The organism is Mycobacterium sp. DHQP2018-32-09, from assembly GCF_058148405.1.
This window is the reverse complement of record NZ_JBYVYK010000033.1, coordinates 18,147-34,959: the sequence shown is the minus strand read 5'-3', so window position 1 is coordinate 34,959 and position 16,813 is coordinate 18,147. Positions and strand designations below refer to the sequence as shown.

The 16,813-nt window shown below is 70.6% G+C and carries 19 protein-coding genes; 7 read left to right on the top strand and 12 right to left on the bottom strand.

The annotated features are described in order from the left end of the window. Window positions 1-7: 7 nt before the first annotated feature. Window positions 8-919, bottom strand: a complete 912-nt coding sequence (locus tag AC30CM_RS16880) for a class I SAM-dependent methyltransferase (protein WP_490118052.1) — start codon at window positions 917-919, stop codon at window positions 8-10. A gap of 10 nt (window positions 920-929) precedes the next feature. After that, window positions 930-1,853, bottom strand: coding sequence for an SAM-dependent methyltransferase (locus AC30CM_RS16875; protein ID WP_490118051.1), 924 nt, complete (start codon window positions 1,851-1,853; stop codon window positions 930-932). A 264-nt stretch (window positions 1,854-2,117) separates the two neighbouring features. Here AC30CM_RS16875 and secY point away from each other — a divergent pair, with 264 nt between their 5' ends. Genes secY through AC30CM_RS16845 form a run of 6 tightly spaced genes read left to right on the top strand, consistent with a single transcriptional unit; the run spans window position 2,118 to window position 6,647 of the window. Continuing rightward, a complete protein-coding gene (gene secY / locus AC30CM_RS16870; protein WP_490118050.1) occupies window positions 2,118-3,443 on the top strand; it encodes a preprotein translocase subunit SecY in 1,326 nt (441 codons plus the stop codon). Continuing rightward, window positions 3,440-3,985 (top strand): adenylate kinase, encoded by a 546-nt coding sequence (locus AC30CM_RS16865; RefSeq protein WP_490118049.1) that lies wholly within the window; start codon window positions 3,440-3,442, stop codon window positions 3,983-3,985. The genes secY and AC30CM_RS16865 overlap by 4 nt, the downstream gene beginning before the upstream one ends. 1 nt (window position 3,986) lies before the next feature. Continuing rightward, the gene (gene map / locus AC30CM_RS16860; protein ID WP_490118048.1) at window positions 3,987-4,790 is read left to right on the top strand and encodes a type I methionyl aminopeptidase; all 804 of its coding nucleotides are present in this window, start codon (window positions 3,987-3,989) and stop codon (window positions 4,788-4,790) included. Between the two features lie 59 nt (window positions 4,791-4,849). Next, entirely contained in the window at window positions 4,850-5,371 is a 522-nt protein-coding gene (locus tag AC30CM_RS16855; RefSeq protein WP_490118047.1) for a sigma-70 family RNA polymerase sigma factor, read from the top strand. Next, on the top strand, window positions 5,368-6,117 hold the full coding sequence (locus tag AC30CM_RS16850; RefSeq protein WP_490118046.1) for a zf-HC2 domain-containing protein: 750 nt from the start codon (window positions 5,368-5,370) through the stop codon (window positions 6,115-6,117). The genes AC30CM_RS16855 and AC30CM_RS16850 overlap by 4 nt, the downstream gene beginning before the upstream one ends. Before the next feature lie 20 nt (window positions 6,118-6,137). Beyond that, window positions 6,138-6,647, top strand: coding sequence for a MarR family transcriptional regulator (locus AC30CM_RS16845; RefSeq protein WP_490118045.1), 510 nt, complete (start codon window positions 6,138-6,140; stop codon window positions 6,645-6,647). Here the strand turns inward: AC30CM_RS16845 and AC30CM_RS16840 are convergent. Together AC30CM_RS16840 and AC30CM_RS16835 are read right to left on the bottom strand one after the other, a co-directional pair. After that, window positions 6,644-7,852, bottom strand: coding sequence for a GAF domain-containing sensor histidine kinase (locus tag AC30CM_RS16840; RefSeq protein WP_490118044.1), 1,209 nt, complete (start codon window positions 7,850-7,852; stop codon window positions 6,644-6,646). The genes AC30CM_RS16845 and AC30CM_RS16840 overlap by 4 nt on opposite strands. Next, window positions 7,849-8,502 carry a response regulator gene (locus AC30CM_RS16835; protein ID WP_490118043.1) on the bottom strand — a complete coding sequence of 218 codons (654 nt, stop codon included), beginning with the start codon at window positions 8,500-8,502 and terminating at the stop codon, window positions 7,849-7,851. The genes AC30CM_RS16840 and AC30CM_RS16835 overlap by 4 nt, the downstream gene beginning before the upstream one ends. A gap of 116 nt (window positions 8,503-8,618) precedes the next feature. Here AC30CM_RS16835 and AC30CM_RS16830 point away from each other — a divergent pair, with 116 nt between their 5' ends. Further along, window positions 8,619-9,152 (top strand): HAD hydrolase-like protein, encoded by a 534-nt coding sequence (locus AC30CM_RS16830; RefSeq protein ID WP_490118042.1) that lies wholly within the window; start codon window positions 8,619-8,621, stop codon window positions 9,150-9,152. Here AC30CM_RS16830 and mmsB read toward each other — a convergent pair. From mmsB to AC30CM_RS16790, 8 genes are all read right to left on the bottom strand, one after another. Continuing rightward, window positions 9,149-10,027 (bottom strand): 3-hydroxyisobutyrate dehydrogenase, encoded by an 879-nt coding sequence (mmsB, locus tag AC30CM_RS16825; protein ID WP_490118041.1) that lies wholly within the window; start codon window positions 10,025-10,027, stop codon window positions 9,149-9,151. The two genes, AC30CM_RS16830 and mmsB, sit on opposite strands and share 4 nt — an antisense overlap. A 16-nt stretch (window positions 10,028-10,043) precedes the next feature. Continuing rightward, entirely contained in the window at window positions 10,044-11,219 is a 1,176-nt protein-coding gene (locus AC30CM_RS16820; protein WP_490118040.1) for an acyl-CoA dehydrogenase family protein, read from the bottom strand. Between the two features lie 5 nt (window positions 11,220-11,224). After that, on the bottom strand, window positions 11,225-12,745 hold the full coding sequence (locus AC30CM_RS16815; protein WP_490118039.1) for a CoA-acylating methylmalonate-semialdehyde dehydrogenase: 1,521 nt from the start codon (window positions 12,743-12,745) through the stop codon (window positions 11,225-11,227). Window positions 12,746-12,824: 79 nt separating this feature from the next. Beyond that, window positions 12,825-13,661 (bottom strand): glycoside hydrolase family 16 protein, encoded by an 837-nt coding sequence (locus tag AC30CM_RS16810; protein ID WP_490118038.1) that lies wholly within the window; start codon window positions 13,659-13,661, stop codon window positions 12,825-12,827. A 52-nt stretch (window positions 13,662-13,713) separates the two neighbouring features. Then, a complete protein-coding gene (locus AC30CM_RS16805; protein WP_490118037.1) occupies window positions 13,714-14,295 on the bottom strand; it encodes a DUF4352 domain-containing protein in 582 nt (193 codons plus the stop codon). 20 nt (window positions 14,296-14,315) lie between these two features. Further along, complete coding sequence (rfbC, locus tag AC30CM_RS16800) at window positions 14,316-14,915, bottom strand: dTDP-4-dehydrorhamnose 3,5-epimerase (RefSeq protein ID WP_490118036.1); 600 nt, start codon at window positions 14,913-14,915, stop codon at window positions 14,316-14,318. After that, window positions 14,912-15,907, bottom strand: a complete 996-nt coding sequence (gene rfbB / locus AC30CM_RS16795) for a dTDP-glucose 4,6-dehydratase (protein WP_490118035.1) — start codon at window positions 15,905-15,907, stop codon at window positions 14,912-14,914. The genes rfbC and rfbB overlap by 4 nt, the downstream gene beginning before the upstream one ends. Before the next feature lie 17 nt (window positions 15,908-15,924). Beyond that, entirely contained in the window at window positions 15,925-16,794 is an 870-nt protein-coding gene (locus AC30CM_RS16790; protein ID WP_490118034.1) for an LLM class F420-dependent oxidoreductase, read from the bottom strand. Window positions 16,795-16,813: the final 19 nt, after the last annotated feature.

The window sequence follows — 16,813 nt, the reverse complement described above, 5'->3', positions numbered from 1 at the left end:
GGTTCCGTCAGTGCCGCGTCGCGGTCAGATAACCAGAGCCGTTGCCCAGTGACAACAGGTCGTCGGCGGGCAGGGTGAAGCCGTTGGCCGCGTAGGCCTCGTCGGTGGTGCGCACCGCCACCTCCCAGCCGTGCCCTGCGAGGTAGTCCCGCGCACTCGCCCGCTCGCCCAGGTAGAACAGTCCCGCCAGATCGATCGTGGACCCCAGGTGGCGGGTGCGCTCGCTGAGCTGATCGGCCCAGTCGGCGGGCAGCGCGTCGAGGTCCATGTGCTCGGTGGCCAGCCGGCTGCCAGGCGCCGACAGCGCGGTGATCGCGTCGAACAGGCGATCCTGGGCCTCGGGTGGCAGATACACCAGCAGACCCTCGGCGATCCACGCCGTCGGCGCGGTCGCGTCGAAGCCGGCGGTCCGCAGCGCGGCGGGCCAGTCGTCGCGCAGGTCGATCGCGACGGCGTGCCGCTGGGCGCTGGGCCGGGCGCCCAGCTCGGCCAGGGTGCGGGACTTGAACTCGATCACCGCCGGCTGGTCGATCTCGAACACGCTGGTGCCGTCGGGCCACGGCAGCCGGTAGGCGCGGGTGTCCAGACCCGAGGCCAGGATCACCGCCTGCCGGATGCCGTCGCGTGCGGCGTTGAGGAACACGTCGTCGAAGAACCGCGTGCGGACGGCGATCTGCTCGCGCATGGCTTGCGGGTCGAACACCGGGTCGGCGGCCTGCTCGGCGAGCAGGCCGCCGTCGACGAGCGTGACGAACGGCTCGACGCCGACGGTGCGGACCAGCGGTGCGGCCCACGGGTCGTGCAGCAGGGCGTCGGGGCCCTGGGACGCCATGGCACGCATGGCCGCGACGGCCGTGGCCGTGGCACCGACGCTGGACGCCAGGTCCCAGGTGTCGTTCTCGTGGCGGATGTCGGTCATCGTCGTGCTCCTAGGTCGTGGTGGGTGTCGAGATCGGCAGGGTCGCGACGATCGACAGCGACTGCCGCATGGGGGACAGGGCGTCGGGGACGTCGTAGGTGCGGCCGTAGTGGGCGAAGACCTCCGGGCGGGTGCGCGCCTGCACCTGCCACCCCGCGGCCGCCAGGTAGTCGTCGACGGCGGCCCGCTCGCCGGGGTACACCAGGTCACCGAACTTCAGGTCGAACCCGTGCTCCGACCACGCGCCACCGAGCGCGGCGCTCCTGGCGGCGAGGCCGGCACCGCCGTCGGGGTGGTATTCGGTGGCCAGTGCGCTTCCCGGCGCCGAGAGTGCCGTGACGTCGTCGAACAGCCGGTCCTGGGCCTCCGGCGGCAGGTAGATCAGCAGTCCCTCGGCGCTCCACGCCGTCGCCACCGTCGGGTCGAAGCCCGCCGCGCGCAGGGCCGCAGGCCAGTCCTCGCGCAGGTCCACGGCCACCGTGCGGAGGTCGCACGTGGGTTGCGCCCCCAACCGGGCCATGGTCGCGGTCTTCGCCTCGATCACCGCCGGCTGGTCGAGTTCGAAGACGCGGGTGCCTGCGGGCCAGGGGAGCCGGTAGGCGCGCGCATCCAGTCCCGAGGCCAGGATGACGGCCTGCGGCGTCCCGGCGTCGAGGAAGAAGTCGTCGAAGAACCGCGTGCGGACGGCCATGTGGTCGGTCATGGCAGCCGCCACGCCCATGCCGTCGGCGTCGGCGGGGGCGGGGGCGATCGTGCCGTCGATCAGCTTCGTGAAGAAGTCGACGCCGACCGCGCGGACGAGCGGCTCGGCCCAGGGATCGTCGATCAGCGGATCCGGTGCGCGTGAGGCGATGGCCCGGGCCGCCGCGACCATGGTCGCGGTGGCTCCGACGCTCGAGCCGAGGTCCCAACTGTCGTTCGAGGTGCGCGCCACCGAGGCTCCTTCGGGGAGATTGGTTAGCTGGCTTAATAACCGGTCCCGACTGTACGCCTCGAAACTGGCAGGGGCCCGGCCGCCGACGGATGCGGGGCAGCGGGGGGCCTACTGTTACTCTCGTAGACTGTTTGACACGCGACGTCGCAGGCAGCGGGCACACCCGCGAGCCAACGCCTCGATCGCACACGACGTAACCCCAGCGCTGGTCTGTCCAGCCCCATTTGCACGCCGCGACTCGTACTCGGCTGCGCAGGAGGAAGAGTGCTCTCGGCTTTCATCTCGTCGTTGCGGACGGCCGATCTCAGACGCAAGATCCTCTTCACTCTGGGCATAGTCATCCTCTATCGGGCCGGCGCCACGCTGCCGTCCCCAGGCGTGAACTACCCCAACGTGCAGAAGTGCATCGAGCAGGTCAGCGGCGGTGACTCGGCGCAGATCTACTCGCTGATCAACCTGTTCTCCGGCGGCGCGCTGCTGCAGCTGTCGGTGTTCGCGGTCGGCGTCATGCCCTACATCACGGCCAGCATCATCGTGCAGCTGCTCACGGTGGTGATCCCGCGGTTCGAGCAGCTGCGCAAGGAAGGCCAGTCCGGCCAGGCCAAGATGACGCAGTACACCCGCTACCTCGCGGTGGCGCTGGCGATCCTGCAGGCCACCTCGATCGTGGCCCTGGCCGCCAACGGCGGCCTGCTGCAGGGCTGCAGCCTGGACATCATCCAGGACTCGTCGATCTTCACCCTGATCGTCATCGTGCTGGTGCTCACCGCAGGCGCGTCGCTGGTCATGTGGATGGGCGAGCTGGTCACCGAGCGTGGCATCGGCAACGGCATGTCGCTGCTGATCTTCGCGGGCATCGCGGCCCGCATCCCGGCCGAGGGCCAGACGATCCTCGAGGGCCGCGGCGGCGTCGTGTTCACCCTGGTCTGCATCGCCGCCCTGGTCATCATCGTCGGCGTCGTCTTCGTCGAGCAGGGCCAACGCCGCATCCCGGTCCAGTACGCCAAGCGCATGGTGGGCCGCAAGATGTACGGCGGCACGTCGACCTACCTGCCGCTGAAGGTCAACCAGGCCGGCGTCATCCCCGTCATCTTCGCGTCGTCGCTGATCTACGTGCCGCAGCTGATCACGCAGCTGATCCGCAGCGGCAGCAGCAACCCCGGCAACGGCTGGTGGGACCAGTTCGTCGCCAACTACCTGACCAATCCGGCCAGCCCGGTCTACATCGCGATCTACTTCGGGCTCATCGTGTTCTTCACGTACTTCTACGTGTCGATCACGTTCAACCCCGACGAACGCGCCGACGAGATGAAGAAGTTCGGCGGCTTCATCCCCGGCATCCGTCCTGGCAGGCCCACCGCGGACTACCTGCGCTACGTGCTGTCGCGCATCACGCTGCCGGGCTCGATCTACCTGGGTGTCATCGCCGTGTTGCCGAACCTGTTCCTCGAGATGGGCAACAACGGGGCCGTGCAGAACCTGCCGTTCGGCGGCACCGCGGTGCTCATCATGATCGGCGTCGGCCTCGACACCGTGAAGCAGATCGAAAGCCAGCTCATGCAGCGCAACTACGAAGGGTTCCTCAGGTGAGAATCGTTTTGCTGGGACCGCCCGGCGCGGGCAAGGGCACGCAGGCCGAGAAGCTGGCCGAGAAGCTGGGCATCCCGCACGTGTCCACCGGCGACCTGTTCCGCCACAACATCAGCAACGAGACCGAGCTGGGCCTCGAGGCCAAGAAGTACCTCGACGCCGGTGACCTGGTCCCCGCCACGCTGACCAACGCGCTGGTCGACGACCGCCTCGACGCCGCCGACGCCGCCGAGGGCTTCATCCTCGACGGCTACCCCCGCTCGGTGGAGCAGGCCGAGGCGCTCAAGGAGATGCTGGCCAAGCGCAACCTGGCGCTGGACGCGGTGCTGGAGTTCCGGGTGTCCGAGGACGAGCTGCTGACCCGGCTGAAGAGCCGCGGCCGCGCCGACGACACCGACGACGTGATCCTCAACCGCATGAAGGTCTACCGCGACGAGACCGCGCCGCTGCTGGACTACTACGCCGACGAACTGAAGACCGTCGACGCCGTCGGCACCCTCGACGAGGTCTTCGCCAGGGCCCTGCGGGCACTCGGACGCTGACGTGATCGGCCTGCCCGGACTGCGGGGGCGCAAGGTCGTCGCACATCGCACCCCCGCCGAACTGGACGCCATGGCGGCGGCCGGCGCGCTGGTGGCCGCGGCGCTCGCCGCGGTCCGCGCCGCCGCGGTGCCCGGCGCCAGCACCGGCGATCTGGACCGCATCGCCGAGACCGTCATCCGCGACGGTGGCGGCGTGCCGTCGTTCCTCGGCTACCACGACTATCCGGCCAGCATCTGCAGCTCGGTCAACGACCGCGTGGTGCACGGCATCCCCTCCGAGGACGAGATCCTGGCCGCGGGTGACCTGGTGTCCATCGACTGCGGTGCGATCCTCGACGGCTGGCACGGCGACTCCGCGGTCACCTTCGGCGTCGGCCCCCTGATCGCCGCCGACGAGGCGCTGTCGGAGGCCACCCGGACGTCGATGGAGGCCGGGATCGCGGCCATGATCCCGGGCAACCGGCTCACCGACGTCTCCCATGCCATCGAGCAGGGCACCCGCGCCGCCGAGCAACGGCACGGCCGCAGCTACGGCATCGTGTCCGGCTACGGCGGGCACGGCATCGGCCGCGAGATGCACATGGATCCCTTCCTGCCCAACGAGGGCGCCCCGGGCCGCGGCCCCTACCTCGTCGCCGGGTCGGTGCTCGCGATCGAGCCCATGTTGACCCTGGGCACCACGCGCACCGCCGTGCTCGACGACGACTGGACCGTGGTCACCACCGACGGGTCGCGCGCCGCACACTGGGAGCACACCGTCGCGGCCACCGACGACGGGCCGCGCATCCTCACGCTGCCTGCCTGACGCGCACGCTGAACCCACCGGGCCGCTACCACGTGTCCCTGGTGGAGGGTGACGCGAAGATGAAGTCGGACGATCCCGAGGCCGCGATGATGCGGGTGCTCTACGACGAGCACGCCGCCGCGCTGTGGCGGTTCGCGCTGCGTCTCACCGGCGACGCCGCCCGCGCCGAGGACGTCGTGCAGGAGACGCTGCTGCGGGCGTGGACGCATCCCGAGGTCGCCGAGGACACCGAGCGCCCCGTGCGGGCCTGGCTGTTCACGGTGGCCCGCAACATGGTGATCGACGAGCACCGCAGCGCGCGGCGCCGGCACGAGGCGGGGACCGCCGACGTCGCCGAGGTGGTCGACCGGCCCGGCCCGGACGCCGTCGAGTTCGCGCTCGACCGGATACTCATCGCCGAGGCGCTCGGGCAGCTCTCCGAGGACCACCGCGCGGTGATCACGCGCGCCTACTACCAGGGGCACAGCGTGGCCCAGATCGCGTCGGACCTGCGCATCGCCGAGGGCACGGTCAAGTCCAGGCTGCACTATGCGGTGCGCGCGCTCCGACTGAACCTGCAGGAGATGGGGGTGACACGGTGACCCGCTTCGGTGATCAGGTGAACGGCCCGACACCTGGCCCGCTGGACGAGGACCGGTTCGCCACGTGGGATGCCGCCTACGTGTTGGGGGCGCTGTCGGGCGCCGAGCGCCGAGAGTACGAGGCCCACCTCGAGGGGTGCGCACGCTGCCGCGCCGCGGTGTGCGACATCGGCGGGATGCCCGGCCTACTGTCCCGGCTCGGCCCGGACGACGTCCGCGACCTCGGCACCGTTGGCGCGGCCGCCGCCGAACCGCCGCCGCGCCCCGAGGTGCGGCGCACCGTGCTGGAGCGGGTACGCCGGCGGCGGCGCCGATCCCGGCTGGTGACGTCGGCCACGGTCGCCGCCGTCGCGGTCGCCGCCGCGGTCCTGGCGGTGGGGGTGGTGCTGCTGGTGAACCCCGACGACCGCGCGCCGGCGACGGCGGCGCCGAGCACGACGATGACCAAGCTCGTCGACACCCCGTTCGCCGCCTCGGTCGCCCTCAGCCAGTTCGGCTGGGGCACGCGGGTCGACATGGCGTGCAGTTACGGCAGCTGGTCCGGCGGCGAGGCACCGCCCCCCGGCAATCTCGGGATGGTCGTCGTCGGGCGCGACGGCAGCCGGACCCAGATCGCGACGTGGCTCGGCCTGTCCGGTGCGACGGCGCTGCCCAGTGGCAACACCCCGATGGCGGTCGACGACATCGCCGCGGTGCAGTTGGTCTCGGCCGATACCGGGCAGGTGCTGCTGGAGCATCGGCAGTGAGGCGTGCGGTATGAAGGAGCGTGCCCAACCACGCCCCGGACGATCACCCGGATCCCATCGCGCTGGCGCGGGCGAACTGGGAGCGGGCGGGCTGGGGTGACGTCGCCGACGGCATGGTGGCGGTGACGTCGGTGATGCGGGCGCACCAGATCCTGCTGGCCCGCGTGGAGACCGCGCTGCGACCCTACGATCTGAGCTTCTCCCGGTTCGAGCTGCTGCGGCTGCTGGCGTTCACCCGCAGCGGGGCCCTGCCCATCACCAAGGCGTCGGACCGGCTGCAGGTGCACGTCACCAGCGTCACCCACGCCATCCGGCGGCTGGAGGCCGACGGGCTGGTGGAACGGCTGCCGCACCCCACCGACGGCCGCACCACGCTGGTGCGGATCACCGAACTGGGACGCGCGACGGTCGAGGACGCGACGGCGACGCTGAACGCCGAGGTGTTCGCCGACATCGGCATGTCCGACGACCAATCGCGCACGCTGGCCGCGGCCATCGAGTCGCTCCGCCACCACGCGGGCGACTTCTAGGCAGAACCCGGCAGCGGAATCGTCGCCGTCACCGTGGTGCCCGCGCCCGGTCGGGACCGGATGTTCAGGGTGCCGCCCACGATCTCGGCCCGCTCGGACATCGACAGCAGCCCGTAGCCGCCCATCTCGTCGGAACCGAGCGGATTCTCCAGCATGTCGAAGCCGACGCCGTCGTCGGCGATCTCCAGCCGCACCCGCTCACCGGGGGTCACCGTGAACACCAGCCGGGCGCGGCTGGCGTGTGCGTGCTTGACGACGTTCTGCAGGCACTCCTGGGCGATGCGGTACAGCGCCAGCTCGATGTGGTCGGGCAGCCGGGTCTCGGCGAGGTCGACGTCGACGGCGACCTGCGGGATGGACCGCGCCAGGCTGGCCAACCCGCCGGCCAGGCCCAGGTCGTCGAGTACCGGGGGGCGCAGACCGCTGATGGCCGCCCGGGCCTCGCCGAGGGTCAGCGCGACGAGTTCCCTGGCCAGGGTGAGCTGCTCGGCGGCCGTCGCCGCCCCGGTGGCGCCGCGGCTCAGCGCGCGCTCGGCCGCGTCGAGCCGGTAGGACAGCGTCACCAGGCGCTGGCTGATGCCGTCGTGGATGTCGCCGGCCAGGCGGCGGCGTTCCATCTCCTGGGCCTCGATGACCTGTTCGACGAAGTTCTCGTGCACCCGCTCGCGGGCCACCAGCTGGCGGTGCAACCGTGCCTGGTGCATGGCCCCTGCGATGAGCCTGCCGATGACCAGCAGCAACTCCACGTCGCGCGCGGTGAACTCGCGGCGGGCGACGGTGTGCACGTTGAGCACGCCCACCAGGCCGCCGGGGTCGGTCTCCATGGGCACCGACACCATCGACGTGAAGTCGGACCCGCGCAGCGACTCGAAGGGCCGGTAGCGCGGGTCGGACTCCTTGTCGGCGATGATCACGACGGGCTCGCGGTGGCTGGCCACCCAGCCCGAGACGCCCTGGCCCAGCGGCAGCCGGATCTTGCCCGCCTGGCTGTCGAACGGCGGCGTCGCGCCGGTCAGCGTCAGGGACCGTTCGGTGTCGTCCAGGACGTGCACGAAGCAGACGTCGGTGCCGGTGGCGGCGGTGATCATGCGCGCGGCCGCCGCGGCGAGGGGTTCGACGCCGGGGCCGCTGGAGGCGGCCTGGATCAGCTCGCGCAGCAGCGCCAGCTCGCGGTCGGCGGCGAGGACCCGCGCGCCCACGTTCACTGGAAGATGCCTTCCCGCAGGGCGGTGGCGACGGCGCCGGTGCGATCGTTGACGCCCAGCTTGCGGTAGATCGACCGCAGGTGTGTCTTGACCGTCTCGTCGCCGATGACCAAGCGGGTGGCGATGCCCTTGTTGGACAGCCCGTTGACCACGCAGGACAGGATCTCGCTCTCCCGCTGGGTCAGGCCGTGGCGGGCCCCGGGCCAGAACTCGTCGCGCTGCAGTCGCGCGGCGGTGTCGACGGCGCGCGCGGCCATGCCGGGGTCGATCGCGGTCTCGCCGCGGCGGACCAGCTCGAGCTGCCGCACCAGTTCCTCGCTGCCGATGCTCTTGAGCAGGTAGCCGGCCGCGCCGACGCGCAGTGCCTGGAAGAGGTACTGCTCGTCGTCGTAGACGCTCAGCATCACGACCTTGCGGTCGGGTTCGCGTTCCCGCAGCGCGGCGCACAGGTCCAGTCCGCTGGCGCCCTGCATGCGGACGTCGCACAGCACGATGTCGGGGTCGAGGTCGGTGACCACCTGCCGCGCGTTCTCCGCGCCGATGGCCTGACCCACCACCGTCACCCGGTCGTCGAACGACGCCAGCATGGCCTTGAGCCCCTCGATGACCATCTCGTGGTCGTCCACCAGCACCAACCGCACCGGCTGCATGTGTTCACCATAGGGTCGGCGCCCGGGTTGGCTCAGGAAGTTCACCACCCGGGTGCCCTGTCGAATCCCCCAGATGGGGGAGTTTCCCGCCGTGTGACGTGGGCCACTCTGATGTCATGTCCGGTGAACCAGCGCAGCGCGGCTTCTGGTGGGAAGCCGGACGGCCCGCGCACGCCGCCACCGAGCCGCTGGGGGCGGTGCTGCTCGACCTCGACGACACGGCGGTCGACGACGCGACGGCCCCTTCGGGTCTCGACGACCTGGTGAACAGCCTGTACTTCGCGGCCATCCCGATCGCGGTGGTGAGCCGGGGCGCCCGCGGGCGGGTCGAGCCGCTGGTCCGGCAGCTGGTCGGCGACGGCATCGCCGACACCGTCGTCACGCCCGACGACCTGGAGCGGCCGGGCCGTGAACCGGACCTGCACGGGCACGCGCTGTGGGAGCTGGGCCTGGGGCCGGAGAGCGCGCTGGCCTTCACCAGCACGCGGCGCGGTCTGCACGCCGCGCGCGCCGCGAAGGTCGCGACGCTGGTCGTCACCTCCGCACCGGCCACCGACTACGTCGGTGCCGTCGAGGTGCGGGCCGGTTACGACGGGCTGCTGGTCGCCGACTGCGAGCGGCTGCACCGCCGGTGGTGGGCGCGCCGTTAGGACTGCGCGCGCAGCTTCTCGATGACGGCGCTGAAGTCCAACCCGCCGTGCTCCTCGTTGAACTCGGCGTAGATCTCGGCGGCGTGCGTGCCCAGCGGGGCCGCCGACCCGGTGGACGACACCGCGGCCATCGCGAGCCCCAGATCCTTGTTCATGAGGGCGGTGGCGAATCCCGGCGTGAAGTCGTTGTTGGCCGGCGACGTCGGAACCGGTCCGGGCACCGGGCAATTGGTGTGCACCGCCCAGCAGTTGCCGGTCGCGCCGGTGATGACGTCGAACAGCGACTGCGCGGACAGCCCGAGCTTCTCGGCGAGCACGAATGCCTCGCCGATCGCGATCTGCTGCACGGCCAGCACCATGTTGTTGCACAGCTTGGCGGCCTGGCCCGCGCCCGACGCCCCGCAGTGGATGATCTTGCCCGCCATGGGTTCCAGCACGGGCCGGGCGCGCTCCACCGCCTCGTCCTCGCCGCCGACCATGAACGCCAGCGTGCCCGCCGCAGCGCCCTTGATGCCACCGGAGACCGGGGCGTCGAGCTGCTGACAGCCCGCGGCGACGGCGTCGGCGTGAATCGCGCGGGCGTCGTCGACCGAGATGGTCGAGGTGTCGACGAACAGCGTGCCGGGCGCGGCCGCGGGCAGCGCCTCGGCGTACACGGCCGCGACGATCTGGCCGTTGGGCAGCGAGGTGACGACGACGTCGGCCCCGGTGACCGCCTCGCCGACCGAGGCGAATGCGGTGGCGCCCTTGGCCGCTGCGGCCTCGCGCAGCGTAGGAACCGGGTCGAAGGCGCGCACGTCGTGGCCGGCGGCGGCCAGGTTCGCGGCCATCGGCCCGCCCATGTTGCCCAGGCCCAGGAATGCGATCGTCGTCACTGGTGCTGCTCCTTCTCTAGGACGCGCGGGCTCTGCCCGCGGCTGCTCGGCCGATCACCACGCGCATGATCTCGTTGGTGCCCTCGAGGATGCGGTGCACCCGGAGGTCGCGCACGATCTTCTCCACGCCGTACTCGTCGAGGTAGCCGTACCCGCCGTGCAGTTGCAGCGCTTGATCGGCCACCGTGTAGCAGGAGTCGGTGACGTAGCGCTTGGCCATGGCGCACAGTTCCACCTTGTCGGGATGATCGGTGTCGAGGGCGGTTGCCGCGCGCCACAACAGGTTTCGTGACGTCTCCAGCGAGGTGGCCATGTCGGCGAGCGTGAACCGGATGGTCGGCTCGTCCAGCAGGGTGCCGCCGAAGGCCTCGCGGTCGCGCACGTAGCCCACGGCCTTGTCGTAGGCGCCCTGCGCGCCGCCCAGCGAGCACGCCGCGATGTTGAGGCGGCCGCCGTTGAGGCCCTGCATCGCGATGCCGAAGCCCGCGCCCTCGCCGTCGGCGCCGCCCAGCATGGCGTCGACGGGGACGCGCACGCCCTCGAGGATCACCTGCGCGGTGGGCTGGGCGTGCCAGCCCATCTTGTGCTCACTGGGGCCGAAACTCAGCCCGGCGGCGTCCTTCTCGACGACGAAGGCCGAGATGCCGCGCGGTCCCGGGGCACGTTCCGGGTCACCGGTACGGGCCATCACCAGGTACACGTCGGAGGCGCCGGCGCCGGAGATGAACTGCTTGACGCCATCGAGTACCCAGCTGTCGCCGTCGCGAACGGCCTTGGTGCGCAACGCACCTGCGTCGGATCCGGCCCCGGGTTCGGTGAGGCAGTAGCTGGCGATCAGCTCCATCGTCGCGAGCCGGGGCACCAGGGTCTTGCGCTGCTCGGGCGTGCCGAACGAGTCGACCATCCACGTGCACATGTTGTGGATCGACAGGAACGCCGCGACGGCGGGGTCGGCGTATGACAGCGCCTCGAAGATGCGCACGCCGTCCAGGCGCCGCAACCCGCTGCCGCCCACGTCGTCGCGGCAGTAGATGGCGGCCATTCCCATCTCGGCGGCCTCGCGCAGCACGTCGGTCGGAAAGTGCTGGGCCGCATCCCATTCCAGGGCGTGGGGGGCCATGCGCTTGGCGGCGAACTCCGTGGCGGCCTCGACGATGACGCGGTCGTCGTCGTCCAGATCGTAGAGGTGCACGCGCCCTACTTCATCGTGGGGATGGAGAACTCGGCCCCATCCTTGATGCCCGACGGCCAGCGCGACGTCACGGTCTTGACCTTGGTGTAGAACTGGATGGACGCCGGGCCGTGTTGGTTGAGGTCGCCGAAACCGGAGCGCTTCCAGCCGCCGAAGGTGTGGTAGGCCACGGGAACCGGGATCGGTACGTTCACCCCGACCATGCCCACCTGCACGTTGGCCACGAAGTCGCGGGCGGCGTCGCCGTCGCGGGTGAAGATGGCCACGCCGTTGCCGTACTCGTGCTTCGTGGGCAGGCTGAGGGCCTCGTCGTAGTCGGCCGCACGGACGATGCACAGCACCGGGCCGAAGATCTCGTCGGTGTAGATCGACATGTCGGTGGTGACGTGGTCGAACAGCGTGGGGCCGATGAAGTAGCCGCCCTCGAGGTTGGCGTCGCCGAATTGCAGGTCGTCGGCGCCCCGTTCGCGGCCGTCGACGACGATCTCGGCACCGGCCTCGACCCCGGCGTCGACGTAGGAGCGCACCCGTTCGAGTGCGGCCTTGGTGACCAGCGGGCCGTAGATGGCCTTGGGGTCCAGGCTGTGGCCGACGCGCAGCTCGGACACGCGCTCGGCGAGCCTGGCGCGCAACCGGTTTGCCGTCTCCTCGCCGACGGGTACCGCGACGCTGATGGCCATGCAGCGCTCACCCGCGCTGCCGTACCCCGCGCCGATCAACGCGTCGACGGCCTGATCGAGGTCGGCGTCGGGCATGATGATCATGTGGTTCTTCGCGCCGCCGAAGCACTGCGAACGCTTGCCGTGCGCGGCGGCGGTGGAGTAGATGTACTGCGCGATGTCGGAGCTGCCCACGAAGCCGACGGCCTGAATCTCGGGGTGCTCCAGGATGGCGTCGACGGCCTCCTTGTCGCCCTGGACCACCTGGAAGACGCCCTTGGGCAGGCCCGCCTCGGCGAAGATCTCGGCCAGCCGCACCGGCACCGAGGGGTCGCGCTCGGAGGGCTTGAGGATGAACGCGTTGCCGCACGCCAGGGCGGGGCCGGCCTTCCACAGCGGGATCATGGCGGGGAAGTTGAACGGCGTGATGCCGGCGACGACGCCCAGCGGCTGGCGCAGCGAGTAGACGTCGATGCCGGTGCCCGCGCCCTCGGTGTACTCACCCTTGAGCAGGTGGGGGATGCCGATCGCGAACTCGATGACCTCGACGCCGCGCTGGATGTCGCCCAGGGAGTCCTCGAACGTCTTGCCGTGCTCGAGGCTCAGCAGTTCGGCGAGTTCGTTCTTGTGGGTGTTGACCAGGTCGACGAACTTCATCATGACCCGCGCGCGCCGCTGCGGGTTCCACGCCGCCCACTCGCGCTGGGCCTCGACGGCCACGGCGACGGCGGCGTCGACGTCGGCGCGCGAGCCCAGGACCACCTGGGCCTGCACCTCGCCGGTGCTGGGATTGAACACGTCCGCGGTGCGCTGGGACGATCCCGCCGTGCGCTGACCGTCGATGTAGTGCGTGATCTGAGTGGTCACGTGGAGCCCCTTCCGCCCGAATACTAGGAAATCCTAGTAATCGGGGGAGTGGGCGCGCAAGAGGCGCACCCGAGGGGTACTACCAGACGCGCACCCAGTCGATCAGCATGTCCGCCGGGTAGGTGCCGCCGCGCGGATCGCCGCCGCCGGAGCCCGCCACCGCGAGGTCCAGCACCGGCGACAGCGTGAACCCGGGATCGTTGAACTGCCAGTCCGGCAGCGAGTTCGCCGGCACCGTGAAGTAGGGCTGCGCGCCGTCGGCATAGTCCTTCCAGAACCGCATGCCCGCGTCGTCCCACGTCACGCGCCACGTGTGCCAGGCGCTGTCGACGGAGATGGTCTGGCTGACGTGTTCACCGCCGTTGAGCTTGGCGTGCACCGCCGTCCCCGGTGCCCAGCTGCCGTTGCCGTACCACTCCATGATGTCCACCTCGCCCCCGTTGACGGGGTTGTCGTTGGACAGGTACCAGGCGGGCCACGCGCCGGGGGTGAGGCAGTTGAGCTTGATCCGCGCTTCCCACGTGTGGCCGATGCCGCCGTAGAACGTGCTGAACACCTTGCCGCTGTAATACGTCGACCCGTCCTTGGCGGCGTGGAACACCAGGTTGGAGTTGCCGTCGACGTAGACGTTGCGGCGGTCGTTGCGGTACTGGCCGACGTTCTCCGGCAGCTCCCAGAACGTCGGGTCCTGCATGGACTCGCGCGCCTTGGCCACCAGCCACTTCGACGGGTCCGGGGCGGACCCGGCCGGGCCGTCGAACTCGTCGACGAACAGGTACTTCCGTCCGGCGGGCGGTGCTGCCGGCGGCGACGGTGCGGCGGCGGCCTGCGGCGCGGCCGCCCCCAGCGGTACCGCGGCGGCCAGCAGGCCGAGTCCGGTCAGTGACAGCAGGCTGCGACGATCGAGATCAGACACCCTGCCCATGAAAGTGCACCAGCCTGTGAAGTGGCTGGCAATCAGCCGTTGGTCAGGGGCGCAGCGACACCGTCACGCCCGCCGACATCATCGAGTCGTGCAGCTCGATGCTGGCGGGCACCGCGTCCAGCGGGATGTCGTAGACGATGCGCGCCGACAGCGTGGTCCCCGGGGCCACGCTGTTCCACGCGGCGACGTCGGCGCCGCCGATGGCGATCTGGGCGCGCGTGTTGTTCTCGTACTCGCTGCCGCGGGTGTCGACCAGTCGCTGCGCGAACGGGCTGAACGGCTGCGCCGTCGTGCCGACGTTCGTCACGGTCATCGCCACGATCGCGTACTGGCCCTTGGGCCTGGTGTCGATGAACGCGTTGTCCCCGGCCTGATCCACCGTCGTCTGCACGCCGGTCACCACGAACTCGAAGTTGCCGTCGCGCGCCGCGGTATTGAGCCCCACGTCGGCCTTCGCGACGGGTGGCACCTTCGTGCTCGACGGCGGACGCGCACTCAACTCGGTGCTCGACGACGTCGCCGTGTCGTCAGCCGCGCCGCCGCACGCGCTCACCAGCGCCGCGACGGCCACGGCGCCCACGATCGCACCCGCACCGGCACCCACACCGCCTGCCGTTCGCCTCATCTGCCCACCCCCTGATCGTGCTAACCCGTGCGCAGGCTCTCGTCGAACGCGCGCGCCTCGTCCCACGTGGGCAGCAGGCCCGCCGCCCGCACCTCGGCCAGCGTGGGTGCGGCCAGGTCGCGTTCGGACAGCAGGGGCTCGCCGCCGGGCCACTCGATTCCCAGTTCCGGGTCGGTGGCGCGGATGGTGTGCTCCCGCTCGGGGGAGTAGCCCGCCGAACACAGGTAGCTCACCGTCGAGTCGTCCTCGAGCGCGAGGAAACCGTGGGCCAGTCCCTCGGACAGGTAGATGGTGCGCCGATCGCGGGTGTCCAGCAGCACCGAATCCCACTGCCCGAACGTCGGCGACCCGACCCGGACGTCGACCACCACGTCGAACACCGCACCGCGCAGGCACGTCACGTACTTGGCCTGGCTGGGCGGCAGCTGCGCGAAGTGCAGTCCCCGCAGCACGTTCGCCGACGACACCGAGACGTTGGCCTGCAGCAGGTTCAGGCCGTGACCGGTCATCTCGGTGAACTCGCGGTCGGTGAACCACTCGTAGAACAGGCCTCGGGGATCGGGGAAGATCCGGGGCGTGATCTCCCACGCGCCGGGCACCTTCAGCTCGCGGAAGCTCACCGTCCCCGCTCCTCGTACCGGGCTTCGGCACCGTCCTTGAGGGGACGCCACCACGCCTCGTTGGCGCGGTACCAGTCGATGGTCTCGGCCAGCCCGGACTCGAAGTCGGTGTGCTTGGGGGACCAGTGCAGTTCCTCGGTGAGCAGCGACGAGTCGATGCCGTAGCGCAGGTCGTGGCCCGCCCGGTCGGTGACGTGGTCGAAGTCGTCGGGGTCGCGGCCCATGAGCCGCAGGATGGCGCGCATCACGGTGAGGTTGTCGCGTTCGCCGTTGGCGCCGATCAGGTAGGTCTGACCGAGCACGCCGTGCTGCAGGATCAGCCAGACGGCGCGATTGTGGTCCTCGACGTGGATCCAGTCGCGCACGTTGGCGCCCGCGCCGTAGAGCATCGGTCGCCGCCCGGTGAGCACATTGGTGATCTGGCGTGGGATGAACTTCTCCACGTGCTGATACGGCCCGTAGTTGTTGGAGCAGTTCGAGATGGTCGCGCGCACGCCGTACGAGCGCACCCAGGCGCGCACCAGCATGTCGGCGGCGGCCTTCGTCGCCGAGTACGGGCTCGACGGGTTGTAGGGCGTGGTCTCGGTGAAGCGCACGTCCTGGTCCAGCGGCAGGTCGCCGTAGACCTCGTCGGTGGAGACGTGGTGCAGTCGCACGTCGTGCTTGCGGACCGCCTCCAGGATGGCGAACGTGCCCACCACGTTCGACCGCAGGAACGGCTCCGGATCGCGCAGCGAGTTGTCGACGTGCGTCTCGGCCGCGAAGTGGGCGACGGCGTCGGACTGGCCCACCAGTTCGTCGACCAGCGCGGCGTCGGCGATGTCGCCCTGCACCACGCGGACGTCGTCGGCGACCGGCGCCAGCGACTCGCGGGTTCCCGCGTAGGTCAACGAGTCGAGAACGGTGACCGTCGCCTCGGGATGCTCCCTGACGACGGCGTGGACGAAGTTCGCGCCGATGAATCCCGCGCCCCCGGTGACGAGCAACCGCATGGGTCAAACCCTAGCGGCTATGCGTCACCCTTCAATCCGAGTGGTCCCGCGAGCGCCGTGAGCGTGGGGATCAGCGCGTCGGCTCCGCCCAGCACCTGGACGGCGACGTGGTCGGCGCCCGCGTCGAGATGCTCGGCGAGCCGCGCGGCGACCGCGTCGGGGGTGCCGTGGGCGACCACGGCGTCGATGAGCTTGTCGCTGCCCGGCTTGGCGACGTCGTCGTCGCTGAAGCCCAACCGCTTCCAGTTGTTCACGTAGTTGCTCAGGCCCAGGTAGAAGTCGACGGTGTCGCGGCCCGTCGCCCGAGCCTGCTCGGCCTCCTCGGCGGAGCCGTCGGTGAGCACCACCTTGTGCTCGGGGGCCAGGTAGACGGTCTTGCCCAGGATGTTGCGCGCCTGCCCGGTGTGTTCGGGCGTGGTGAGATACGGGTGGGCGCCGGCGGACCGCTGCGCCGACAGCTTGAGCACCTGCGGGCCCAGCGCGGCGAGCACGCGCCTGCTGGTGGGCACCTTCGCGGCGTCCAGTGCGTCGAGGTACTCGACGAGCACGTCGTAGGGCTTGCGGTACTCCTGCGTGTGCTCGGGATGGCCGATGCCGATGCCCAGCAGGAAGCGGCCCGGGTAGGCGGCCTCGATGCGGTGGTAGGACTCGGCGACCTCGTCGGCCTTGGCGGTCCAGACGTTGACGATGCCCGTGGCGACCTGCAGCGTCTCGGTGGCCTCGAGCAGCGGCTCGACGAAGGCGAGATCGCCGGCGGGCGACCCACCGACCCACACCGCGCCATAGCCGAGGCGTTCGATCTCGGCGGCCTGCTCCGGCGTCGGCGCACCGAACGTCCACACGCCGAAGCGGCCGAGGTCGGGCTTGAGGGACACTGCATCGGTCACGTGGTCGGTCCTTTGGGTC

Coding starts and splice junctions, on each gene's coding strand:
- AC30CM_RS16880 (WP_490118052.1), bottom strand. CDS start 919: ATGACCGACATCCGCCACGAGAACGACACCTGGGACCTGGCGTCCAGC.
- AC30CM_RS16855 (WP_490118047.1), top strand. CDS start 4,850: ATGAAGTCGGACGATCCCGAGGCCGCGATGATGCGGGTGCTCTACGAC.
- AC30CM_RS16835 (WP_490118043.1), bottom strand. CDS start 8,502: ATGCAGCCGGTGCGGTTGGTGCTGGTGGACGACCACGAGATGGTCATC.
- AC30CM_RS16830 (WP_490118042.1), top strand. CDS start 8,619: ATGTCCGGTGAACCAGCGCAGCGCGGCTTCTGGTGGGAAGCCGGACGG.
- AC30CM_RS16805 (WP_490118037.1), bottom strand. CDS start 14,295: ATGAGGCGAACGGCAGGCGGTGTGGGTGCCGGTGCGGGTGCGATCGTG.
- rfbB (WP_490118035.1), bottom strand. CDS start 15,907: ATGCGGTTGCTCGTCACCGGGGGCGCGGGATTCATCGGCGCGAACTTC.